A 20,905-nucleotide genomic window follows, 5' to 3' on the forward strand; every position below is an offset into this window, starting at 1 on the left:
TGCCCGACCACGGTGTCACGCCGAACTCGTGGGCGAAGGCAGCGATGAACCCGCTGCTGGTGCTGTAACCCACTGCTGCCGTGTCGGCGAGGTTTGTCCCCGCTCGAGTAGGTAGGCCGCAACGATCATTCGAGCGCGTGTCCGCCAGCATCCGTAGGTCAGTCCCGTATCGGCGGCGAATGCTCGCAGGATCGTTTTCTTTCTGACTACGGCACCAACAGGAGCTTTCAGCGCTACACGAAAACGATCAACGCTTTCGCCGCGGCCCTGGACAATGCCACCGTGTCGGAAGGACAGTAGAGCCGGAGTGCCCGGACGCACCGATGCGTCACGTACGGCGTTCGCTCTGTCCGAACACACGTCGACGAACGACGGCGCCGGCGACACTACACACCACAGCGCAGACAAGGCCGCTCGCGACGGCGACGCCCGGTGCGAGGGAGGTCAATCCCGCAACGAGTGACACCCATGCGAGGACCACTGCGCCGGTCTCCAGGCGCGCCGCCAGGACTGGCCCTGTTCTCCGTCTGTGCGCCGACACCGCCTTCAGGTACAACCCGTAGGCGGCATAGACCGTGGTGTACGCACCGACGCAGAACGCGAACACACCCATCGCGAACCACCCGGGGACAACGTCGTAGGGAGCGTCGCCGAGGGCGGACATTGCGGCGACCGAGATGGGCACCACCAATGCCGTTCCGATGTACAGGAGGACGGCGAGGCCCAGCACCGAATCCTTGGGCGACGACGTCCACGACATCGCACCACTGTAACCAACTGATCGGTCTAGATCGTGCTCGCCGCTGCCGCGCACGGGCGGGTCACGGCGTGTCCGTGCGAGACCTGACCGAGAGAATCGCTGCGACCAGGGCTCCGACCAGCAGGAGGAGCACCACGTCGTCGCTGCGATCGGCCGCCGACGTGCCTCCCCACGTCGCCACGCGCACGATCACCGCGAGCAGGTAGAGGCCGATCGCGGCGGTGCGTGGATTTCCCATGACGGCACCGTATGCCTGTATCGACGCCGCATCAACGCCGAAGGCGAATGAGTGGCAGCGCACGAATGGTCTATCGCTCGACAATGACAGGTCCGGTGCGCTGCCCCTCTGGAGAACTTTCGGCCGAATGTGCCGATCCTGCTGCGGGTATCGGCACAGACTCTTGCGCTGCGTCGCGGGACGTGTCATTCTCGGACGCATGACAACCGGAAAGGCGGACACCGCCACCCTCGCGTGAGCGCCGCAGCAACACCCTTCGCGGTCAGGGCAAGAACCGCATCGTCATCGATTCATCAGATGGCATCCGTACCCACGTTGCGGGACACGTGGCTCGCGCTGGGTGTGTCCACTCTGCCGTCCGACAGGCCGACCGCCGAGGCCGCCGTAGCGGATCTGTACAGGCATGCAGGGTTCCGTTGTCCCGAGTTCGTGTGGGTACCGTCCCCACCGGCTGGCGCCGAACTGATTGTCTCCGAACAGTTGTCGGGTACGAACTCTCTGACGTCCGGTGCTGCCGCTCGAATCGCGTCGACCGTCTCACGGTCACGCGAACGTATGGACAACCGCACGGGCGGGGTGTCGCGACGATGGCCTTCCGACAGTCGCTCCCTCTGGGCTGCACGCACGCAGCCACTGGCGGAGTCCGCGCGGCAGGGGATCGCGCCCGACGAGTTGCTGCGAATCGCGGTGTGGGATTCGTTGCGCACGAGCCTGTTCGATGGAGTGGCGGCCGCTGTGCGGTCACTCGTTCAGCGACCGACGGGAAGCGTGGCGTGGTACGGGCAGCAGGAAGCGCACCGGCTCGCGTACTACGACATCCATCGCACACTGGGCATCTCTGCCTTCCGCGGTACGGATCACGCCATCCTCGATACTCAGACAGCCCTCGCGGGGGCGACCGGCTGGTGGTGGGCATTCGACAGTGTCTGCGTCATGTCCGAGCGACCTGGAATTCTTCAGACCGAACCTCTTCCGGGAGCGGTGCACAACGAACGGCGACTGCACGGACAGAACGAGCCCGCCGTCCAGTTCGCCGACGGACGATCCGTTCATGTCGATCACGGGACCATCGTTCCCGAGTGGGTGATCACCGAACCCACCGTCGAGCGCATCGCACGCGAACGGAACATCGAGGTACGACGGTGCGCCATAGAGCGCATCGGGTGGGACGTCTACATCGACGAGGCCGGACTCGAGCTCGTCGACCGGACGGACGATCCGGGGAATGCCGGCGCCCCGCTGTCGCTCTACGCCACGCCGACCAGCTGGGTGGACGACGGCCGAATCCTGCTCGTGGTCAACGGTTCTGTCGAGCGGGACGGTCGGCGGCGACGCTACGGGTTGCCGGTTCCGAACGGCATGACGTCCGCGCTCGACGCCGCCGGATGGACCTACGGCATCACCGGCGACGACTACTCCTGTCTCGTGCGCCGCACGTGACCACATTCCGACGACCCGAGGTGACTTCGATGACCACGACCATGACTTTGTCCACACTCACGGCCCTGACCGGCCTCGACGTCTTCGACTATCTCGATCGAGACGTGTCGATACCTGTCGTCGACGGGCTTCAAGCTCAGGGTGACCTGATCGTCGTGCCGCGTCCGATGATCCTCCACGTACAGGCTTTTCGGGGCACGCGGTCCGACGACGTGCCCCTCACCGGCGTCGAACTGCTTCGCAGCGCTGCCGGCGGCAACCCTCACAGTCTCGTCTGCGAGAAAGGCCACTGCATGTGGTCCACTCCGGTGTTCGATCCGAACGGCCTTGCGTTGGGCATCCTCGACACCGAGGTCACGGCGTACTTGATTCATCCCGAACACGGTGCGACAGGAATTGCGCCGGGCTCCTACGTCATCAGCAGGCAACGCGAGCGTGGAGTGGGTCGACACTTCCGATCAGCGCGGTTGGTCGCGGATTGACGCACGCGACCAGCCAGGGGCGCGGCTGACACCGCGCCCCTGGTGACGACAGGATCAGTCGGTGACGGCCACGAACTCGTTCGGAGTGACGTCGAGTTCGCTGCTGACGGTGACGTCACCGGTGGTCAGATCCACGGCGTGGATGCTGTCGGTGTCCGGTTCGGTGACGTAGGCGGTGTCGCCGGTGATGGAGATGCCGGGGTGTGCGTCCTGGTACTCGCTGGGGCCTTCCCACTCACCGATGACAGGGTAGGAAGCGGTGAACTCGCGCGTCTCGGGATCGAAGACGTGCAGGGCGCCGTCGGTTCCGATGATGTAGGCCTTGTCGTCGGGTCCACGGGAGACCCCGCGCCAGGTGTACTCGGCACCGTCGGGCATCTGGACGACGTCCAGCGTCTTCGCCACGGTGTCGATGACGGTGACCGCCTGCAGCAGTGAGCCTTCCGCGTCTGCGTCGTTCTTGTAGTCGCCGACGACCAAGGGGCTGGTCTCGCTGACGTACGCGTTGCCCGTACGCCCGTAGGGCTGGTCCGGAGCGTCGAGCTTGGTGATCTCGCCCTTGTCGTAGACCAGGACACCGTTCTCGCAGCCGAATACGACGATCTCGTTCTGTGCCGTTCCCTCGCCGTGGACGCCGGGGCACTGATCGTTGCGCGCGATGACCGCACCGGCGGCATCGCGCACCTCGATACCGGTGCGTCCGTTGGCATTACCAACGGTGGTGAGGAACGTGCCGTCCTCGAGAACGACCGAGACTCCGTGATGCGCCTCCACACCGGGAATGCTCTCCACCTCGGGGAGACCGTCGCTCGACTCCAGTGCTGCCGTGTCGAAGATCGTGGTGTCGCTGGTACCGTCGGCGTACAAGATTGTCTTGCCGCCGTGCCGGACGACATGGCCCGCCTTCTCCGCCTCGAAGACCGTGTCCGTGAGCTGTGGTGCGTCCGTGGTGCCCGCGGCGGTGTCGAGTACTTGGAAGCCCTTGCTCGTGGTCACCATGACGTTGCGCCCGTCGCCGGCGAGGTTGAGGCGTGTGTAGTCCTCGGAGTCGAAGTCCGCGACGGTCTCGAGGGTGGCGGCGTCCAGCACCTGTACGCCGCCGTCGTAGGAGACCGCGACACGAGGGCCGGCCTGCATCGCTGCGGTGGTGCTCGTGGTGGAGTCGGCGGCGGTCGTGGTTCCGGAGGAGCACGCCGCGAGAGTGACGACCGCGCCGAGCGCGAGCACAGTGGAGCCTGCCCGCCGGAAGTGATTGAGACGCATGTGAATCCTTTTCTGTGTGGGAACGATACCGATCAGGGGGAGAGGCCGGCGGCGATGCGTTCGGTGTTGACGCGCATCATCGTCAGATAGTCGGGGGCGCCGCCGTCGGGACCGGTGAGCGACTCGGTGAACAACTGCACGACGTCCACGCTGATGTCGGCTTCACTGGCGAGTGCCTGAACGAGTCGGTCGGGCGAGGACGATTCTGCGAAGACGGTGCGGACACCGGTGGAGTCGATGGCATCGACGAGATCGGACAGGTCGGACGCCGACGGTGCGGCGAGGGTGGTGCCGCCGGGAATGACCGCCCCGACGACCTCGAAGTCGAAACGGTGAGCGAGGTAACCGAAGACATGGTGGTTGGTGACGAGCGCACGCCGTTCGTCGGGGATCGCGGCGAACGAGGCGGACATCTCCTCGTCGAGACTCTGCAGCTGTCCGCGGTACTCGGCCGCTCGTGTCGACATGGTGGCCGGATCCACTCCGTCGAGATCGCCGAGCACCGGTTCCAAGGCATCGACGACGGCGATCATGCGGGCAGGATCGGTCCAGAAGTGGGAGTCGGGGCTGCCCGCCGCGTCGCCCTCCCGGTAGTCGAGCACGTCGATGACGTCCCCGGCGACGAACGTCGGAACCTTCTCTGCGGCTGCGGCGTCGAGATGCTGCTGTAGTCCCTCCTCCAATCCCAGCCCGTTCGAGACGACGAGGTCCGCCGAGCGCAGACGCGCGCCCTCCTGCGCGGAGATCTCGAACGAGTGTGGGTCGGCGTTCGGCTTCATCAGCGTCACGACCTCTGCCTCGTCGCCGACGAGTTCCTCGACGACGTCGCCGAGGATGTTCGTGGAGACCATGACCACCGGACGGTCGTCGGCTGTCGCCGAACATCCAGCGAGAAGGGCCACCACAGCCACTGCCGCCGCGGCCAGGAGACTGCCCGTCCGGTGTCCTCGCATCATCAGCGTCCCGTCTCGGCCGTGAAGGCCGGTTCGGACGCGGTCTCGAACGTGCGGGAGACGCGGGCGTCGTCGGCGTAGTCGATCTCGTACAGCTTCCGTTCGGTGGGCGCGCTGAGGTAGGCGCGCTGCTGGTCGGCGATCAGAGTGGGTGTCTCACCGGCGGCCTGTGATGCGGCGACGAGCGCGCCCGTCTCGGCAACGACCGAACCGTCGGCTCCGTCCAGCACGAGCACGCGGCCGTCGGCCGAGAGGCCGAGAAGATGGTCGTCGCTGTCGTCGACCGCCGACACATGCGTCAAGCGAGTGGGAGCGGGAAGGAGCGTCCACGACCTCTGGCGGGTGTCGAGTAACCAGATGCCCTGATCGCCGGCGAGGCCGGCGACGGTGGGGCGGCCCTCGCGATTGTCGAACGACGTTGCGGGAGGGGCGGACACGTCAGTCGGGTACGGGATCTTTTCCACTGTGAGTTCGTCTCCGGTGGCGGACGCGAGCAGCGCGCCGTCGGAGCAGCCGATCACGGTGCCGACACGCGTGGTGATGGTGCCGGCGGCGTCGGGGCACGACTCGACGAGACCGGTGCGCTTTCCGTCCGAGGTGTGTCCGACGACTGTCCGTGAGGGGCCGACCCCGTCGGTGACGAGGGCGAACGATCCGACGGGCACGACCATGCCGTCTCCCGGCGGGTTCTGCAGCCGGAACGACTCGGAGATCTCGCCCTTCGACAACGCCGCGGTGTCGAGCAGGACGGCGTCGCCGGAGTCGGGGAAGTAGAGCCCGGTTCCGCCCGAGGTGGATTGATTCGACGTGGCCACGGTCGCGTCGCCGGCGCCCTCGACGGTGCCGAGGAGCCGGGGTTCGGCGCGGTAGTAGTGGAAGTGGTCGACGTGGTCCCAGGTCCAGACGCCACTGTCCACGATCTCGATTCCCGCGTCCGTCCCGGCGAACAGGTAGCGTCCGTCGGTGCTCATCGCCTCGGGTGCACCGATGTTGCCGAGGTCGGACACCGATTCGTCCAGTAGGTCCAGGTGCGAGATCGAGCCGGTGGGATCGATGGTCGTGAGGCCGAGTCGTGGCTCGGCGAGTTCCGCGGCGTCGGCGATCGCTCCGTGGCCTTCGGCGGGTACCTCGTCGGCGGGGATCGTCGGAGCCTGCTCGGTGGAGCACGCGGTCAGGCCGACGACGAGGGCGAGAGCGGTGGTCGTGATGTGTTGTCGCACAGTGTCCTTTCGGGTGGATCGGGTCGGCCGGTGTCAGACGGAGAGCGCCGGCGCTGATGTCGTGCGTCCGATCGACGCGGTCGCCGCCCTTGCCGCCACCGACAGGCCCGACAGCGCGATCGCCGTCGCGGCGACCGTGGCGCCGGCCGCCGTGGCCGCGTGCCACGAGATGAGCAGACCGACGAACACCGACAGCACACCGATCGAGGCGGCCGCCACCATTCGAGTCGGTATCCGAGTGGTCCACTGCCCGGCGGCGACGGCAGGTGCGAGCAGGAGTCCGACGACCAGAAGCGAGCCGACAGCCTGGTAGGAGGCCACGACAGCAAGCGTCACCAGGGCGACCAGAGCAGCCTGTGCCGCGCGGGGAGCAAGGCCCAGTACCGACGCGATGCGGGGATCGAGCGCGAGCGCCACCAACGAGCGGTGGAAGCCCGCGGCCACCGTCATGCCGACCACCACAGCGACGGCCAGGAGTGCGATGTCCACGGACGTGATGGCCAGGATGTCTCCGAACAGGATGGACGTGGCATCGGTGGCGAAGCTTCCCGAATGGGAGATGATGATGACTCCCAGTGCCAGCATCGAGACGAACAGCATGCCGATGCTCGTGTCGTAGGAGAGGGATCCGCGACGCTGGAGCGCAGCGATGCCGAGGCTCATCACGACCGCGCTGAGCGCGCCGCCCACCAGCGCGGGCGCCCCCAGGACCGTCGCCAGGGCGACCCCGGGCAACATCCCGTGCGCGAGGGCTTCTCCCAGAAAAGCCATGCCTCGGATGACGACCCACGTACCGACGACCCCGCACAGCACCGCCACGAGTGCGCCCCCGACGAGGGCGCGTTGCACGAAGGCGAGCGAGAAGGGCTCGACGAGCGCCTGAATTGTCACGCTTGGGATCGTAACGATAGTGATAATGGTTTTCAAAGTCGTTAAGGTGAGTCCATGAGCCAGATCGACACGACCCGACTCGCTGCTCGGCTGCGCAGTGCCTGCGTGGAGTTCGACAAACACGTGGCCATCGACGGGGTCGACCTCGATGTCGTCACGGGAGAGGTGACGGCGATCGCAGGTCCGAACGGTGCCGGCAAATCCACACTGCTGGAGATGATCGCGGGAACGCGTGCGCTGACGTCCGGCACCCGAGTCGCGACGCGGGCACTAGGATTCGTTCCACAGCGCGCGGCGGTCCCGGACCGACTGCCGGTGACGGTGCGGGACGTCGCGACAGTCGGCGTCTGGGGCGGGAGGCGGGCGTGGCGCCGTCTCGATGCCGAGTCTCGCCGTGTCGTCGACGACGCGCTCGATCGCCTCGGTATCAGCGAGCTCGCAGACAGGCCCTTCTCCGCGTTGTCAGGCGGTCAGAGGCAGCGGGCGTTGCTCGCGCAGGGCCTTGCGCGTCGCGCTGATCTTCTGCTTCTCGACGAACCCACGACGGGTCTGGACGCGACGAGCGGGGATCGCATTCGGGACGTCATGAGGGCTGAAGCCCGGCGCGGCGTGGCAGTCGCCTGCGTGTCTCACGATCCGCTCGTGATCGACATGGCCGATCGGGTCGTGAAGCTCGAGGCGGGGCGGGTGGTCCGCTGATGGGCGTTCGAGTGTCACCGATCGACCGTGGATGCCGAACGGGTCATCGATTGTGGACTGTCGCCCCCGTCCACCGGGGTCGGAAGTCCACGACCGCTACGACTCAGGAGGGGCTCTGCTGCTTGTGGTTCCGACGGTCGACACGTGCTGCAACCCCCGCTGCGACGACGGCCGCGCACATCGCCACCACGACCGCGAGTACCGAGCGGGAACCCACGGTCCCGGGGTCGAGAACGAGAATCCGGTCGGCACTACCCGTCCATCCGAACTCGTACGGACGGTCCGGAGGAGCGGACAGTGTGACGACGGCGAGCATGGTCGGGATCAGCAGGCCCACGGAAGTGATCGTCGGATCGGACGGTCGGGACGACAGTAGCGAATAGACGATGGCAGCAGGCAGGACCACGGCATACCCGACGGTGGACACGAGGCTGTACGGGAACAGAGCCGACGCGCAGACGAGCGCGAGGATGCAGCAGCCCACCGGAGTGGAGGGTGCCCACCGCGCTGCGAGGGCGCCGACGGTGAAGCCGGCGATCGCGAGGAGAACGAGCCACCACGCGTTCCACACCATTCCTCCGACGAAGGTGCAGGCCACGGCAAGCCCTGCGCACAAGAATGCACCGCTGTCCGCGGAACCGATGGCTGCCCCGACGATCACGACGACCGTCGCTGCCGCGGCCACTGTCCACTGACCGACGGACGCACTGTAGTCACCGAGGAGCGCGTACACGACCCACAGCAGACCGACCGCAGCGGCCATGCGCCAGTGCACAGTTCGGGGACCACGGGTCACGACGTGCGGCATCGAGATCGTGCTCGCGAGTAGCACTGCGGTCACCACGAGCACCGGGATCGGCACGACCGGCTCGGGGAAGAATGCGTCGCCCGGCAGACTCACCGACCATCGGAAGTGGTCCGGATACTGCTGCGCAACGAGTGGGGAGAAGCGGTAGGCCGATGCGGCTCCGAGAGCCAGAGCGACGAATGCGGTGCGACTGGTGTGGGCCAGTGTCACCGCCGTGACGAGGATCAGTCCGGATCCGACACCGGCCACAGTCACGGACCACGCCGTGGAGATGTCGACCGCCGCCGGCGTTGCCAGGACGGCGGTGCCCGCCGCGCCGACACCGGTGATCAAGCCCCGCCGCGAGTGAGTGAACGCCACACGGACAGCCGTCAATACCACCACGACTGCGACGACGCCGGCCCACGCGGGACTGAGGAACACAGAGCTGACAGGAGAGTCGCGCTCTGCCACCATCAGATCGGTGGGCGGGGTGGACATCACCGCGAGACACGCTGTGAAGGCGCCCGTTCCGGCGGCGGCGCTCGCCCGAGGGTCGTACTGTCGCCACTGCACGGCGACCAAACTACCGCGGTGACACACGGAGGCAGCGATGAGTACCGACCACGAGCAGCCGGACGACCCACGCGCCCACTGGCGCGTTCTGCCGCAGACGGTGTCACCGACCGACGACGGAGTGCAGACGCAGACGACGCAGGTCGATCTCGATGTGCCGCCGTCGTTCGATCCGATTCAGGGAATGGTGCGCACGTACCGCTGACGACGGCCGCTGCCGCCGGCCGACTCAGTCCCGGCGACCCACCACCGGGTTGAGCTCGGAGTCCGCGAGTCCGCCCGGCTCGATGCCGGGGAGGAACTCGCGCCACGTACCGCTGATCAGGGTCGGCGATTCCACGACACGGGTGCCGTCGGCGAAGTACGTGGTGGCGAGTGCTCGACGCGGCTGCGTCGTCCGGTTCGGGCCCGCAGTGTGGAAGCACAGCGCGGAATGGAACGACACGTCTCCCACCGCGAACGGCTCCGCTTCCACCGCGACGTCGCGCTGGAGGAAGCGTTGGGTGACGGCCTCGTCGTACGACGTGCCGACCTTGTCGAACTCCAGATCGGCGACCTCGTCCAACACGTCCCGGCCGCGGGCGAAGGACAGCGGACCCATCCGGCCCGGGATGGCCGACATCGGCATCCACGCGGTGACGGCGTCGGTGGTCTGCAGGGGGAAGTGTTCGGCGTCGTGATGCCACGGCGTGCGCCCGCAGCCGGGCTCCTTGGACAACGCATTGTCGTGGTACAGGCGAACTCCGGGCACGTCGAGCAGTGCCGCGGCCAGACCGCCGATGCGGGGCGAGAGCGCCACGGTGCGCATCAGGTCGTCGTGGAGCCACATCTGCTCGAGCGCAGTGAATCGCCCGGCGACGTCGTCACCGTGCTCCGCGCGCAGCAACTCCTCGAGTCGCTCGGCGAGGCGGCGCACCACCGCCGGCGACAGCACTGCGGGCAGTCGCACGAAAGCCTGCCGTGCGAAGGCCTCGACGGAAGCGGGATCGAGGGCGTAGGGCTCGGCCAGCTCGCGCTCGATCTGCTCGTCCGTGGCGGCCTCGACATCGGGCAGGCCGGGCCCCTCGACCAGTTCGGCGGGCGCCGCATCGTTCGCGGCCAGGGTGACGTACCAGTCCCACCAGTCCTGATCGTCGCCTGCCCAGTCCTGATCGATACCGCCGTCCCGGTTCTGTTCGGGCAGGCGATCATTGGTGGTCGAGTCGTTCAGAGCCACAGCAGGGCCGCCTCGTGCGAGAACGTGTAGGAACCGGACGCGTCGCGGCATGAGGCCAGGTACTCGCCCAGCACCGGAGCGGCTTCCATCTCCTCCAGCGACACCGAGTCGTCGAACGCGCAGCGCTGGAGAAAACCTTCGGCGATGCCACGGTCGGAGGTACCGGTCGTGTAGGTGACGCGCTGATCGCGTACGTCCGCGCCGGCTCGTGTCAGTGCGTCGCGCACCTGCTCGGCGGTCGTGTACGGCGTCGCCTCGCGCACCCCGGCGCGGAAGGCGTCGTAGAACGCGAGGTAGTGCGAGGCCGCCGTGGCCTGTGCGACCAGGCCCAGGCCTCCGGGAGCCAGTGCGGCCACGAATCGTTCTGCCGCAGCGTCCAATTCGTCCGGTGGAAGCGCGTAGAGAGCGTGAGTGGCCCAGACGACGTCGTAGCCGGCGTGATCCGCGGGGAGGTCCTGCAGGGTCATCACCAGGTCATGCCGGGCCGCGAACGGCGCACCGAGCGCGCCGCGTGCCTCGGCGACGGAGAACGCGGACGGGTCGAGCAGGTCGTAGGCCAGCTCGGGAACCGCCGACAGGTCTGTGTAGCGGCGCAGCGCGGTGGGGAACTTTCCGCTGCCGCACGCCACGTCGAGCAGCGACCAGCCCTCGTGCGCGCGGTCGCCGAGGAGCGCCGGCCAGTCGGCGGCCAACGCCAGCTGCCGGTAGTCCTCGGTCGCGAGAGCGTAGAACGCCTCCATGCCCGTGCGACCGGCTTCGCTCCAGTGCGCGAGGCTGCGCTCTGCTGTGTCTCCGCTGCTCATGTCACTCCTCCTGAAAGGAGCCGACCGCAACACACCGGATGAGGCGTCGTGATTGACTCGTATCTGATGTCCAACATAGCTGCGCCACCGCCCACCGAGCTCGCCGCAGTGCTTCTCGACGGTGTGCGCGCCGTGCGGCGGGGAGCTCCGGCCCTGGCAGGCCTCGAACCCGACTCTTACGCCCGCCTGCATTCCGCTTTCGAACTGCTCTCCGATCAGCGCGATCTGATCGCCGAGCACCTTGCCGGCAGGCTGGGTACCAGGGGGGACGGACCGATCTCGGTGCTGTCCGTGGGATGCGGTGACGGCGTGCTGGACGTCCGTCTCGCCGCCGGTCTGGTGTTGGCGGTGCCAGGGCGCCCCGTGCGGTACGTCGGAATCGATCCGTGGATCGGCAGTGTCGAGCGCTTCACCGCCACGATGGCCGCGCTGGGTGCCGACGAGCTGAGTGCCGACGGCCACGTGGCGTCCTTCGGTGACTCCCCGGTGGACGACGAGACCTTCGACGTCGTGATGTTCGTGCACTCGATGTACTACGTCGCCGACGTCGGGGCGACCCTGCGCGCTGCTCTCGCGCTGCTACGTCCCGGCGGCGAACTGTGGGTGGCCGTCGCACCGTCGGCCGAGCTGAACGCGCTGGTGGGAGTTCTCGCACCTCCGCTCGAGGGTCATCGACAGTGGTTCAGCGGTGACGTCGGAGACGCCTTCATCGACGCCGGGATCGTCGTCGACGACGTGGCCACTCTGCACGCGCTGGTCGATCTGGCGTCCGCGAGCGACGAGGTGCTCGACTTCGCGGTGCAGGCCAGGCTGACCCCCGATCTACAGGGCCCGGTGCGGGCCTACCTCGACGCGGTGTCGGTCCCCGGCGCGGACGGAGGCCTTCGAGTGCCGCATCCAGTGGACGTGTTCACCGCGTCCCGTCACTGACCCCGTCCCGCAGTGCGTCGTCGATCGTCTCGCCCACGGCAGCCGCGCCCACGGCGGTCATGATCGTGCCGGCATGATCGAGGCCGTCCAGTGCTCTGACGGACGTCAGCTCGAGAGCGTCGATGTCCTGCGGCGAGTACATCGGCGGAGACCCTGCCCCGACGCTCCACTGCGCGTGCAGGAATCGGATCGGCACCGTCAGGTCGCGGAACCGCGAGTCGCCGAAGAAGACGTCCGTGGCGTCCGCGACGACCGCATCGGTCGACAGCCGGATCGCACCGTCGGCCAGATCATGAGCGGCGTACTCCCGGAGGAGCGGATCGTCACGGTCCAGCAGCGGTAACGACGTCGACACCAGGAAGTCGAGGTAGTCGTCGAGGTCGTCCCATCGCTGCCGCGTTCGCGCGATCCTGTCCTCGAACACGGTTGCGACGGTGTCTCGGGTGAGACCGGCCGGCGGTTCCACCGGCACGCCTCCGTCGACGAGAACGAGACTCTTCACTCTGGATGGGAACCGCGCTGCGAATTCGACAGCCGCGAATGCACCCATCGACATGCCGCACACGTGCACGGAGTCGAGTCCCAGGGCCTCGAGAACGGCGTCCAGATCGTCCGCGTGACGGGCGAGCGACGACGCGCCCGTGACGTCGACGCTGTCACCGCGGCCGCGGAGGTCCGGCGCGACGAGCGTCAGGTGTGGCGCCTCCGCGTGCAGCCAGTTCCACAGCATGCGCTGGCTGGACACCCCGTGGATCACGAGGATCGGATCGGAGCTGCCCGTGAGTGTCTCGACGGTGATGTGTCCGCCCGACACCGGTACTCGTTCGACGGTCATGGTGCAGACACTAGGAGGTCGGACCCCGTGATGACGGTGGAAGTACGTGCGCTGCACGTTTCGCTGTCCGATTCGGGTCACGGTTGTACCGTCGCAGAGTCACGAGGCCACGAGGGATGCACCTCGACGGCCACACACCGTCGAAGAAGGGGCCTCATGCCCGACACGTCACCGCGCAGGCACCACGAGATCGTCATCGTCGGCGGAGGCTTCTCCGGCCTGGGTACCGCTATCGCGCTCCGCAAGGCCGGTTTCGACGATCTTCTCATCGTCGACGACGGTGACGGCCCCGGCGGCACGTGGCAGTGGAACACCTATCCGGGCGTGGCGGTCGACATCCCGTCCTTCAGCTACCAGTTCTCGTTTGCTCAGCGATCCACCTGGTCGCGCAGCTACGCCCCCGGCCGCGAGTTGCGTGCCTACGCCGAGCAGATCGTCGACGAGTACGGCCTGGCGCCTCATCTGCAGTTCGGCACGCGCGTACACGGGGCCTCGTTCGATGCGCCGTCCGCGACGTGGTCGATCTCGACCAGCGCCGGCGACGTGACGGCACGCTGGTTGATCCACGCGGGCGGGCCGCTGAGCCAGCCCAAGCTCCCCGACATCGAGGGCATCGACACCTTCGAGGGCGCGACGATGCACACCAGCCGGTGGAACCACGAGGTCTCGCTGGCCGGTAAGCGGGTCGGCATCATCGGTACCGGCGCGACGGCGGTGCAGGTGGTCCCGGAGATCGCACCGGAGGTGGACCATCTGACGGTGTTTCAACGCACGCCCATCTGGTGCCTGCCGAAGCCGGACTTCCCGCTCGGCCGAATGGGACGCGCGAGTCTCGAGACAGTCCCCGGAGTCCGGCAGATCGCCCGCCTGGCGAGCCAGGCGTTCGTCGAGGCGACGTTCCCGGTGCTGGCGCACTTTCACAAGTGGGTTCCCGCCACCGCGGCTCTCCAGGTTGCCGCGCGACGGTACATCGCCGCACAGGTACACGATCCGGCCACACGGGACGCCCTGACTCCGACCTACGCGCTCGGGTGCAAACGGCCGAGTTTCCACAACTCGTATCTCTCGACGTTCAACCGGGACAACGTCTCTCTGCAGACGACGTCCATCGAGGCGATCACGCCCGGCGGCATCCGCACGAGCGACGGCGTGCAGCATGAGCTCGATGTGTTGGTCCTCGCCACCGGATTCAAGGTCACCGACAGGGACGCACTGCCGACGTATCCGCTCACCTCCTCCGACGGCACCGATCTGGCGGAGCACTGGGACGCCGAGAGGTTCCACACCTATCAGGGCGTCACGACGGCGGGCTTTCCGAACTTCTTCACCGTCTTCGGCCCCTACGGATACAACGGCGCCTCGTTCTTCACCCTGGTCGAGAACAGTGCCGCGCACATCGTGCGTGTCCTGACCGAGGCTCGTCGACGCCGGGCCACCTTCGCCGAGGTGACCTCGGCGGCGCAGGAGCAGTACATGAGCGCGATACTGGCACGTCGGTCGTGGCAGGTCTTCACCGATCCGACGTGTGCCGGCGCCAACAGCTACTACTTCACCGCGAACGGGGACGTGCCGTTCCGGGCGTCGACCACTCCCGAGGCGGCATGGCGCAGCCGCCGATTCCCCCTGGCCGACTACGCCTTCGGTGGACGGGCGGGCTGATCGCCGCCGAGGTCGAACTCAGCTCGCGCGCAGAGCCGCGACGACCGGCGCGAACATGGTGGTCTTGATCGCGCCGAGGGTGCCGCGGTCCTTGCCGGCAATGGGCGTGATCCGCTCGATCGCGGCACCGACGACCTCGTCGTCGGGGGCGATGGCGTCGACGAGTCTCGCGGCCAGTGCGTCGGCGCCGCCGTAACGGTGCCCCGTGGTCATCGCGACGACGGCGTCCTGCGGTGACAGCTTCGCCTGGATCAGCGCCGCCATGCCCGGGGTGAAAGGAATGTCGATGTCGACCTCGGGGAAGCAGTAGTAACCGCGGTCGGCTCGCATGGTGCGGAAGTCGTGCGCCAGAGCGAACATCGCGCCGGCGCCGAAGGCATGGCCGTTGACGGCGGCGACGGTGGGGAGCGGGAACGTCAGGATGCGGGCGAACAGAGCGTGCACGCGGCCGACGTACCAGTCGGCGCGCTCGCCGTTGGCCGTGAGCCAGTCGAGGTCGAGTCCGTTGGAGTAGAACTTTCCGGTGCCGACGGTGACGAGTCCGCGGGCGTCGGCTTCGACCGTGTCGAGCTGGGCGCCGACGGTGTCGAGCCAGTCCGGGGAGAAGCGATTCTCGTCGTCCCCGAGGGTGAGGACGGCGATGCCGTCGCGGAGGTCGAGGGTGGCGGTCATGAGGAGGCCTTTCGTCTGGGCGGGGCGTGATCCGTGGTCGGTGGGGGCAGGTCGAGAATGCCGCGGACGGCGGCGGCGAGTCGTTCCCGGGCGGCGATGTCGGGTGATGTGTTGCCGCGCAGCAACAGTGCTGTCGGGAGCCCGACGACGCAGTCCTTGACGACGGCGACGCTCTCGCGATCGGCGCGGTTCCACAGGGCTCGGGAGAGTTGGACGAGCAGTGCGGCCAGTGTCTCGTCGAGGGTGCGCAGGTCTGCGGCGACCTCGTCGGGCAGGTCGTCGGTGCCCAACAGCTCTCGCCGCGAGACCGTCATGAGAAACCGTGCTGCGACGGGTGATTCGGCAAGGAAGGCAGCCGGTGCGTCTGCGGCTGCCACGACGGCCCGGACGGCGGAGTCACGTCCGGGTCGGTGCTCGAGTGCCGTGGTCACCGCATCGTTCTGCAGAGTGAGCATCCGACGTGCGTCACGGACCCACACTCGTCCGAGGAGGCCCGCTCGTGACCCGAACGCGTGATAGATGGCGCCGTTGGAGATCGAGGTGCGCTCCGACATCGCGCGGATCGTGACGGCGGAGGCGCCGGAGTCGACCGCCAGCGACTCGGCGGCGTCCATCAGCGCGTCGAGGTCGTGGAGGCGGGGGCGAGGCACCACCGAACCATACCAGAGCATGTGCTCTGTTACGGCACGGTGGTCGCCGGCGGGCTGCCTCAGGCGGGTGGTCGGTAGCCCGGGGGATTGGGCTCGTCGACCCAGATGTCGACTGCGAGATCGCCTCCCGGGGTGCAGTCGTATGCCGACAGGTCGGTCACGCCCGACTCCAGCAGGACGTCCTCGCACAGCAGAGTCTGTCCCGTGTAGTCGCGGGCCGGTCTGCTCAGCACCGCATACGCCGCGTCCGCGTAGATCTCGGGCTTCCGTGCCTCGCTCATCGCCTTGTCGCCGCCGAGCAGGTTCTGCACCGCGGCGGTCGCGATGAACGTGCGAGGCCACAGCGTGTTCGATGCGATGCCGATCTCCCGCATCTCCTCCGCGATTCCCAGGGCGCACAACGTCATCCCGAACTTGGCCATCATGTAGGGGGTCGGCACGAGCCACCGTTGTTCGAGGCGCAAGGGCGGTGAGAGCGTGAGGACGTGCGGGTTGTCGCGGCCCTTCATGTGGGGCAGGCACGCCTGCGACACGGCGTACGTCCCGCGCACCTGGATGCCGTTCATCAGATCGAACTGTTTGAGAGCAACCTCGTCGATGGATCCGAGGTTGATCGCCGAGGCGTTGTTGATGCAGATGTCGATGCCACCGAACTGCTCCACGGCGGCGCCGACGGCGGCCTGCACCGCCTCGCCGTCACGAACGTCTCCGACGATGGGCAGCGCCTGCCCGCCCGCCTCCTCGATCTCCGCGGCCGCGGTGTACACGGTCCCGTCGAGCTTGGGGTGGGGTTCGGCAGTCTTGGCCAGCAGCGCGATGGTGGCGCCGTCCGCTGCGAGGCGCTTCGCGATGGCCAGCCCGATGCCGCGGCTGGCCCCGGAGATGAACACGGTCTTACCCGAGAAAGTCATGAGGCATCCGTCCTTCGTCGATGTCGCGGTGAACGGTGAGTACCGCGGACTCCTCGGACCGTAGCAGAGCGGATGCTCGGTTACTCGAACCCCGATCAGCGTCCCGACACGCGCGGGACCCGTAGGCTGGGGGTGATCACAGTCGCTCCGTAGTCGAGCGGCGGCGGACCAACCCCGGAAGTCCGTCGGAGAGGGTGGCGTGCAGCGCATCGTCGATCCCGAATCCCGCGCGGTCGAGGCCGTCCTGGCGGACGTGTGGGGAGCGCGATCGGTGTATCAGCCGATCGTCGACCTGGACTCTGGGGTGGTGGTCGGTTACGAGGCGTTGGCTCGGTGGCCCGCGGTACCCGGTGTGGATGTCGGACGGGTGTTCGACGAGGCGGCGGATCGAGGTGTGGTGCGTGAGCTCGACTGGGCATGCCGACTGGCCGCACTCTCCGGTGCCGCGGAGGCCGGTCTGAGTACCGAGTACAGCGTCTTCATCAACGTCGAACCGCACAACGGGCCCGTCATACCCGACTTCGCACGGAGAATGCTCGACAGCTTCGACCGGCCGATCAACGTCGTGATCGAACTGACCGAGAGGTCGCTGCTGTCCGATCCCGCCACGTTGCTGGCGGTGGTCGACGCTGCTCGACGACTCGGGTGCTCGGTGGCCCTCGACGACGTCGGGGCCAACGAGGCCACGGTCACCATGCTGGAGTTCGTGGCACCGGACATCATCAAGCTGGACTGCACGCTGGTGCAGTCCGATCCGAGTCCGGCACAAGCGCGTGTCATCGCTGCGGTGCGTGCGCACGCCGAGTTCACCGGCGCGACGATTCTCGCCGAGGGTGTGGAGAACGAGGAGCATCTGGCCCGTGCCAGAGCGCTCGGTGCCACCCTGGGGCAGGGCTGGTTGTTCGGCCGACCCGCGGCGTTGCCGTCCGACACGTCGCGACGCCGCGACGTTCTCGACCGGACGCCGTCGGTGGTGTCACGCAGACGGTCGTCGGCCGGTTCCGCAGTGCCGGAGGTGCCGTCCGACCTGTTCGGGGAGATCCCACCCCTGGTGGGGCGAAAAACGTTCGTGCTGAGCATGGCTCGTGAGATCGAGGACCACGCCCGCGGCGCTGTGGACCCACTCATCGTGCTCTCGGCATTCCAACGTGCCCGGTGGTTCGCGCCGAACGTGGTCGACCGGTACGCCGATCTCGCGGCCCTGCACCCGTTCATCGCCGCGCTGGGGGTGGGCCTGCCGGACGAGCCGGCCCCCGGAGTGCACGGTGCCGCACTGGATGCAACAGAACGATTCTCGGGCGAGTGGACGGTGACGGCGGTGGGCCGGCACTACTTCGCGGCGCTGATCGCTCGCGACCTCGGCGATGTAGACGTTCCCGACGCCGATCGGCGATTCGAGTTCATCCTCACGCACGACCGTCGTCTGGTCGTGTCGGCGGCACGGTCGCTGATGAGGCGCGTGCTGCCGTCTCGCGGATGATCCTCACGCGTCCTCGACGTGACCTTCCGCGTCGGAGACCCCCGGCAGCACATCGGCGAATCGAACGAGGAATTCGCTGATCGCGTCCACGGTGTCGGCGTCGTAGTCCCCGAGTGCAGTGTCGAGCGCCGCCGAGGACCGTCGAAGAAAGGGGTCGATCCGCTCGTGGGCGGCCTCGGTGGCCCGCAGCGTCACGGATCTGCGGTCTCTGCTCTCGCGGTTGCGGGAAACGAACCCCCTCTCTTCCAGCCGGTTGATCAACGCCGTGGTGGCACCGGAGGTGAGGCCCACCCGCCTCGACAGCGCCGCGGGAGTCAGCGGGCTGCCTTCGCGTTCGGCCCAGATCACCTCTCCCAGTGCGGTTCCGTCCGTGGTCGGCAGGTCCATCCAGCGGGCGAGGAGATGCGCCGATTCCTGGTACCTCACCGCGTACAGCCGGAGGGCCTGGAGAACGCGCGTCTGGGGTGAGGTCATCGGTGGGTGGTCTTTCCCGCGTGGGCGATGTCAGGCACGGAGACGAGGGTATTCCGCGAGGCGGGGAACATGCTTCTCGCTCGTCAGGAGGGTCGACTGGAACAGTCTGCGCACGGGCGCCGAAGCCGCCACGCGGTGGCCGACGCGGAGTGCCCGCACTCCCGTGGGAGACATCGGATGCAGCAGCTTCGCGCCGCCGCGGGGGAGTCCTTGCGCGCTGTCGGCGTAGCCACGCATGAGCTCCTCGTAGCGAGCGAAGGCGAGATCCGGTCGATCGGGGTGCGCGGCCAACTCGCCGGTGAGGATGTGCGCTCCGACCAGGGAGAGTGTGGTGCCCATTCCGGTCGGACCCGAGCCCCACGCGGCATCCCCGACGAGCGCCACCCTGCCCTTGCTCCAGGTGGAGACGAGTACCTGTTCCATGCGCTGGGTGTAGAACTCGTCCGGACGGGCCGCGAACCCCGCCACGATGCGGTCCGTCTGCCATCCGGCACCGCGGAACCGTTCACGCAGAATCTCCACTTGGGTTGCCACGGGCAGTTTCTCGAAGCCGAACGGCTCGGACCGGAAGGACATGCTCGCTCTGATGGTGCCCTCGTTGTCCGGCCTGACGGACGCGACGCGTCCGCGGGTCGCCGTGTACCAGTCCCACGTGTTCACGTCCTCGGGACGCCGATCGAGGGTGCCGTAGGTGATGCTCACACCGAAGTCGCGCAGCTCGGTCTCGGCTCCGAACATCAGGCGCCGTGTGCGAGAACTGCGTCCTTCGGCGACGAGCACCAGGTCGAAGCGCTCGGTGGATCCGCTGTCGAAGGTCACGTCGACACCGGAGGCATCCTGCTCGACGGCGGAGATGAAGTCACCGAAGCGGCGTTCGACACTGTCGGGGACCGCGTCGACGAGGATCTGCGCCAGTCGGCCCCGCAGGATCTCGATCTCCGCGGTGGGGCCGTCGCGACCCTCCTCGCGAGGGAAGACTGCGGAGGGTTCTCCGCGCTCGTCGACGAAGCGGGTGCCTTCTTCCCCGGTGAGGTGCTCCATGATCGAGTGATCGACACCCATGCGTCGGACGATCTCTCGGCCGAGGCCGCGAATGTCGATGTTCTGTCCCGTCTCACGCGGCGACGCCGACCGTTCGAGAAGGGTGACGTCGAAACCGGTGCGTGCAAGCCCCCATGCGAGGGTCGGGCCGGCAACACTCGCGCCGGTGACGAGGACGCGGACGGGGTGCTGCTGTGAGGCGGTCACGGTCGAGCCTTTCGATGGGGGGTCGAGGCCGACCCGCCACCACTATAACTTCACTGTGAAGTAACTTCACCATGAAGAGTATTTTGCGACCTCGTCTCGGTCAGTCGGCGACGCGTCGACGGCTGCGTTCCACTCCGTCGACGATGGTCGCCGTCAGTTCGTCGTACGCCTCCCGGGTGTCCAAGTTTCCCGCAGCTGCTTCTGCCGAGAGTGCCTCCGCTGCACCGAGAACGGCGGTCATGGTCGACGCCGGAAGCACTCCCTCGGCGAACGGTTCGAGGAATGATCGACACCGATCCGAGTAGGCGGCGTCCGACCGGCGCTTGTAGTCGGCCAACTCGGGTGCGCCTTCCAGGGCCGCGGCGACGCCCGCCAGTTCGCGCCCGTGGGTGACCACGCAGTCGACGTGCGCCGTGGCGATGGCGCGCGCTCGCTCGGCGAGTGAGTGCTCGACCGCGTCGAGCGCCTGCTCCAGTGCGAACGTCTGCGTCGCGTCGTACGCCTCGAACAAGGCCACCAGCAAGGCTGCGCGTGAGGGGAAGTGACTGTACACAACAGGTTTGGTGATACCGGCCGCGTGCGCGAGTCGACCCAGCGTCAGCGCGTCGGCGCCTTCCTCGCGCACGATCGTCCAGGCGAGGGTCACCAGTTGCCCGTGGCGATCCTCTCTCGTCATTCGCACCCGTGTCATCGACACCGCCTCGTCTCTTATGTACCG

23 protein-coding genes are annotated in these 20,905 nt (G+C 67.7%); 7 read left to right on the plus strand and 16 right to left on the minus strand.

Annotation, left to right across the window (positions count from 1 at the left end; all coding sequences use genetic code 11):
* Positions 1 to 328: 328 nt before the first annotated feature.
* Together J4E04_RS06435 and J4E04_RS06440 are read right to left on the minus strand one after the other, a co-directional pair.
* Positions 329 to 760 (minus strand): hypothetical protein, encoded by a 432-nt coding sequence (locus J4E04_RS06435; RefSeq protein ID WP_222649425.1) that lies wholly within the window; start codon positions 758 to 760, stop codon positions 329 to 331.
* A 61-nt stretch (positions 761 to 821) separates the two neighbouring features.
* Positions 822 to 998: a hypothetical protein gene (locus tag J4E04_RS06440; RefSeq protein ID WP_155957009.1), complete on the minus strand. Its 177-nt coding sequence runs from the start codon at positions 996 to 998 to the stop codon at positions 822 to 824.
* A 555-nt stretch (positions 999 to 1,553) separates the two neighbouring features.
* On the opposite strand from J4E04_RS06440, the gene J4E04_RS06445 reads away from it, so the two are divergent.
* Both J4E04_RS06445 and J4E04_RS06450 read left to right on the plus strand, forming a co-directional pair.
* Complete coding sequence (locus J4E04_RS06445; RefSeq protein ID WP_490150203.1) at positions 1,554 to 2,438, plus strand: DUF6745 domain-containing protein; 885 nt, start codon at positions 1,554 to 1,556, stop codon at positions 2,436 to 2,438.
* A 29-nt stretch (positions 2,439 to 2,467) separates the two neighbouring features.
* Complete coding sequence (locus J4E04_RS06450) at positions 2,468 to 2,920, plus strand: DUF8820 family protein (protein ID WP_222629816.1); 453 nt, start codon at positions 2,468 to 2,470, stop codon at positions 2,918 to 2,920.
* A 54-nt stretch (positions 2,921 to 2,974) separates the two neighbouring features.
* Here the strand turns inward: J4E04_RS06450 and aztD are convergent, their stop codons facing one another.
* The 4 genes from aztD to aztB are packed head-to-tail and all read right to left on the minus strand — an operon-like array spanning position 2,975 to position 7,247.
* Complete coding sequence (aztD, locus tag J4E04_RS06455) at positions 2,975 to 4,183, minus strand: zinc metallochaperone AztD (RefSeq protein WP_222629819.1); 1,209 nt, start codon at positions 4,181 to 4,183, stop codon at positions 2,975 to 2,977.
* Positions 4,184 to 4,215: 32 nt separating this feature from the next.
* Positions 4,216 to 5,139 carry a zinc ABC transporter substrate-binding protein AztC gene (aztC, locus tag J4E04_RS06460; protein WP_490150204.1) on the minus strand — a complete coding sequence of 308 codons (924 nt, stop codon included), beginning with the start codon at positions 5,137 to 5,139 and terminating at the stop codon, positions 4,216 to 4,218.
* Entirely contained in the window at positions 5,139 to 6,356 is a 1,218-nt protein-coding gene (locus tag J4E04_RS06465; protein ID WP_490150205.1) for an ABC transporter, read from the minus strand. The genes aztC and J4E04_RS06465 overlap by 1 nt, the downstream gene beginning before the upstream one ends.
* 33 nt (positions 6,357 to 6,389) lie before the next feature.
* Positions 6,390 to 7,247, minus strand: a complete 858-nt coding sequence (aztB, locus tag J4E04_RS06470; protein WP_231476305.1) for a zinc ABC transporter permease AztB — start codon at positions 7,245 to 7,247, stop codon at positions 6,390 to 6,392.
* Positions 7,248 to 7,301: 54 nt separating this feature from the next.
* Between aztB and aztA the strand changes: the two genes are divergently transcribed.
* The gene (gene aztA / locus J4E04_RS06475; RefSeq protein ID WP_490150206.1) at positions 7,302 to 7,946 is read left to right on the plus strand and encodes a zinc ABC transporter ATP-binding protein AztA; all 645 of its coding nucleotides are present in this window, start codon (positions 7,302 to 7,304) and stop codon (positions 7,944 to 7,946) included.
* 103 nt (positions 7,947 to 8,049) lie between these two features.
* Here the strand turns inward: aztA and J4E04_RS06480 are convergent, their stop codons facing one another.
* Complete coding sequence (locus J4E04_RS06480) at positions 8,050 to 9,309, minus strand: hypothetical protein (RefSeq protein WP_490150207.1); 1,260 nt, start codon at positions 9,307 to 9,309, stop codon at positions 8,050 to 8,052.
* A gap of 37 nt (positions 9,310 to 9,346) precedes the next feature.
* Here J4E04_RS06480 and J4E04_RS06485 point away from each other — a divergent pair, with 37 nt between their 5' ends.
* Positions 9,347 to 9,514 carry a hypothetical protein gene (locus tag J4E04_RS06485; protein WP_222638522.1) on the plus strand — a complete coding sequence of 56 codons (168 nt, stop codon included), beginning with the start codon at positions 9,347 to 9,349 and terminating at the stop codon, positions 9,512 to 9,514.
* Between the two features lie 24 nt (positions 9,515 to 9,538).
* Here the strand turns inward: J4E04_RS06485 and J4E04_RS06490 are convergent, their stop codons facing one another.
* Together J4E04_RS06490 and J4E04_RS06495 are read right to left on the minus strand one after the other, a co-directional pair.
* Entirely contained in the window at positions 9,539 to 10,525 is a 987-nt protein-coding gene (locus J4E04_RS06490; protein WP_056448728.1) for a phytanoyl-CoA dioxygenase family protein, read from the minus strand.
* Entirely contained in the window at positions 10,516 to 11,328 is an 813-nt protein-coding gene (locus J4E04_RS06495) for a class I SAM-dependent methyltransferase (protein WP_490150208.1), read from the minus strand. The genes J4E04_RS06490 and J4E04_RS06495 overlap by 10 nt, the downstream gene beginning before the upstream one ends.
* 48 nt (positions 11,329 to 11,376) lie before the next feature.
* Here J4E04_RS06495 and J4E04_RS06500 point away from each other — a divergent pair, with 48 nt between their 5' ends.
* Positions 11,377 to 12,258: a class I SAM-dependent methyltransferase gene (locus J4E04_RS06500; protein WP_490150209.1), complete on the plus strand. Its 882-nt coding sequence runs from the start codon at positions 11,377 to 11,379 to the stop codon at positions 12,256 to 12,258.
* Here the strand turns inward: J4E04_RS06500 and J4E04_RS06505 are convergent.
* Positions 12,239 to 13,093, minus strand: coding sequence for an alpha/beta fold hydrolase (locus tag J4E04_RS06505; protein WP_490150210.1), 855 nt, complete (start codon positions 13,091 to 13,093; stop codon positions 12,239 to 12,241). The genes J4E04_RS06500 and J4E04_RS06505 overlap by 20 nt on opposite strands.
* Positions 13,094 to 13,249: 156 nt before the next feature.
* On the opposite strand from J4E04_RS06505, the gene J4E04_RS06510 reads away from it, so the two are divergent.
* On the plus strand, positions 13,250 to 14,752 hold the full coding sequence (locus J4E04_RS06510) for a flavin-containing monooxygenase (protein ID WP_490150211.1): 1,503 nt from the start codon (positions 13,250 to 13,252) through the stop codon (positions 14,750 to 14,752).
* Between the two features lie 18 nt (positions 14,753 to 14,770).
* Here J4E04_RS06510 and J4E04_RS06515 read toward each other — a convergent pair whose 3' ends face one another.
* The 3 genes from J4E04_RS06515 to J4E04_RS06525 are packed head-to-tail and all read right to left on the minus strand — an operon-like array spanning position 14,771 to position 16,985.
* Positions 14,771 to 15,424: an enoyl-CoA hydratase-related protein gene (locus tag J4E04_RS06515; RefSeq protein ID WP_490150212.1), complete on the minus strand. Its 654-nt coding sequence runs from the start codon at positions 15,422 to 15,424 to the stop codon at positions 14,771 to 14,773.
* Positions 15,421 to 16,074 (minus strand): TetR/AcrR family transcriptional regulator, encoded by a 654-nt coding sequence (locus J4E04_RS06520; RefSeq protein WP_490150213.1) that lies wholly within the window; start codon positions 16,072 to 16,074, stop codon positions 15,421 to 15,423. Before J4E04_RS06520 ends, J4E04_RS06515 begins: the two co-directional genes overlap by 4 nt.
* 59 nt (positions 16,075 to 16,133) lie before the next feature.
* Positions 16,134 to 16,985 (minus strand): SDR family oxidoreductase, encoded by an 852-nt coding sequence (locus tag J4E04_RS06525; RefSeq protein ID WP_082544688.1) that lies wholly within the window; start codon positions 16,983 to 16,985, stop codon positions 16,134 to 16,136.
* Positions 16,986 to 17,184: 199 nt separating this feature from the next.
* Here J4E04_RS06525 and J4E04_RS06530 point away from each other — a divergent pair, with 199 nt between their 5' ends.
* A complete protein-coding gene (locus J4E04_RS06530; RefSeq protein ID WP_490150214.1) occupies positions 17,185 to 18,465 on the plus strand; it encodes a sensor domain-containing phosphodiesterase in 1,281 nt (426 codons plus the stop codon).
* A 3-nt stretch (positions 18,466 to 18,468) separates the two neighbouring features.
* Here J4E04_RS06530 and J4E04_RS06535 read toward each other — a convergent pair whose 3' ends face one another.
* The 3 genes from J4E04_RS06535 to J4E04_RS06545 form a co-directional block, all read right to left on the minus strand.
* Positions 18,469 to 18,939, minus strand: coding sequence for a MarR family winged helix-turn-helix transcriptional regulator (locus J4E04_RS06535; protein ID WP_027505555.1), 471 nt, complete (start codon positions 18,937 to 18,939; stop codon positions 18,469 to 18,471).
* Positions 18,940 to 18,969: 30 nt separating this feature from the next.
* The gene (locus tag J4E04_RS06540; protein ID WP_222629875.1) at positions 18,970 to 20,187 is read right to left on the minus strand and encodes an FAD-dependent monooxygenase; all 1,218 of its coding nucleotides are present in this window, start codon (positions 20,185 to 20,187) and stop codon (positions 18,970 to 18,972) included.
* Positions 20,188 to 20,287: 100 nt separating this feature from the next.
* A complete protein-coding gene (locus J4E04_RS06545) occupies positions 20,288 to 20,863 on the minus strand; it encodes a TetR/AcrR family transcriptional regulator (RefSeq protein WP_261781351.1) in 576 nt (191 codons plus the stop codon).
* Positions 20,864 to 20,905 lie beyond the last annotated feature (42 nt).

It is taken from the genome of Rhodococcus sp. NFXS4 (genome assembly GCF_058139645.1).

Coding starts and splice junctions, on each gene's coding strand:
- J4E04_RS06515 (WP_490150212.1), bottom strand. CDS start 15,424: ATGACCGCCACCCTCGACCTCCGCGACGGCATCGCCGTCCTCACCCTC.
- J4E04_RS06505 (WP_490150210.1), bottom strand. CDS start 13,093: ATGACCGTCGAACGAGTACCGGTGTCGGGCGGACACATCACCGTCGAG.
- J4E04_RS06525 (WP_082544688.1), bottom strand. CDS start 16,985: ATGACTTTCTCGGGTAAGACCGTGTTCATCTCCGGGGCCAGCCGCGGC.
- J4E04_RS06450 (WP_222629816.1), top strand. CDS start 2,468: ATGACCACGACCATGACTTTGTCCACACTCACGGCCCTGACCGGCCTC.
- J4E04_RS06510 (WP_490150211.1), top strand. CDS start 13,250: ATGCCCGACACGTCACCGCGCAGGCACCACGAGATCGTCATCGTCGGC.
- J4E04_RS06545 (WP_261781351.1), bottom strand. CDS start 20,863: ATGACGAGAGAGGATCGCCACGGGCAACTGGTGACCCTCGCCTGGACG.
- aztC (WP_490150204.1), bottom strand. CDS start 5,139: ATGATGCGAGGACACCGGACGGGCAGTCTCCTGGCCGCGGCGGCAGTG.
- aztA (WP_490150206.1), top strand. CDS start 7,302: ATGAGCCAGATCGACACGACCCGACTCGCTGCTCGGCTGCGCAGTGCC.
- J4E04_RS06535 (WP_027505555.1), bottom strand. CDS start 18,939: ATGACCTCACCCCAGACGCGCGTTCTCCAGGCCCTCCGGCTGTACGCG.
- J4E04_RS06485 (WP_222638522.1), top strand. CDS start 9,347: ATGAGTACCGACCACGAGCAGCCGGACGACCCACGCGCCCACTGGCGC.
- J4E04_RS06445 (WP_490150203.1), top strand. CDS start 1,554: ATGGACAACCGCACGGGCGGGGTGTCGCGACGATGGCCTTCCGACAGT.
- J4E04_RS06495 (WP_490150208.1), bottom strand. CDS start 11,328: ATGAGCAGCGGAGACACAGCAGAGCGCAGCCTCGCGCACTGGAGCGAA.
- J4E04_RS06435 (WP_222649425.1), bottom strand. CDS start 760: ATGTCGTGGACGTCGTCGCCCAAGGATTCGGTGCTGGGCCTCGCCGTC.
- aztD (WP_222629819.1), bottom strand. CDS start 4,183: ATGCGTCTCAATCACTTCCGGCGGGCAGGCTCCACTGTGCTCGCGCTC.
- J4E04_RS06440 (WP_155957009.1), bottom strand. CDS start 998: ATGGGAAATCCACGCACCGCCGCGATCGGCCTCTACCTGCTCGCGGTG.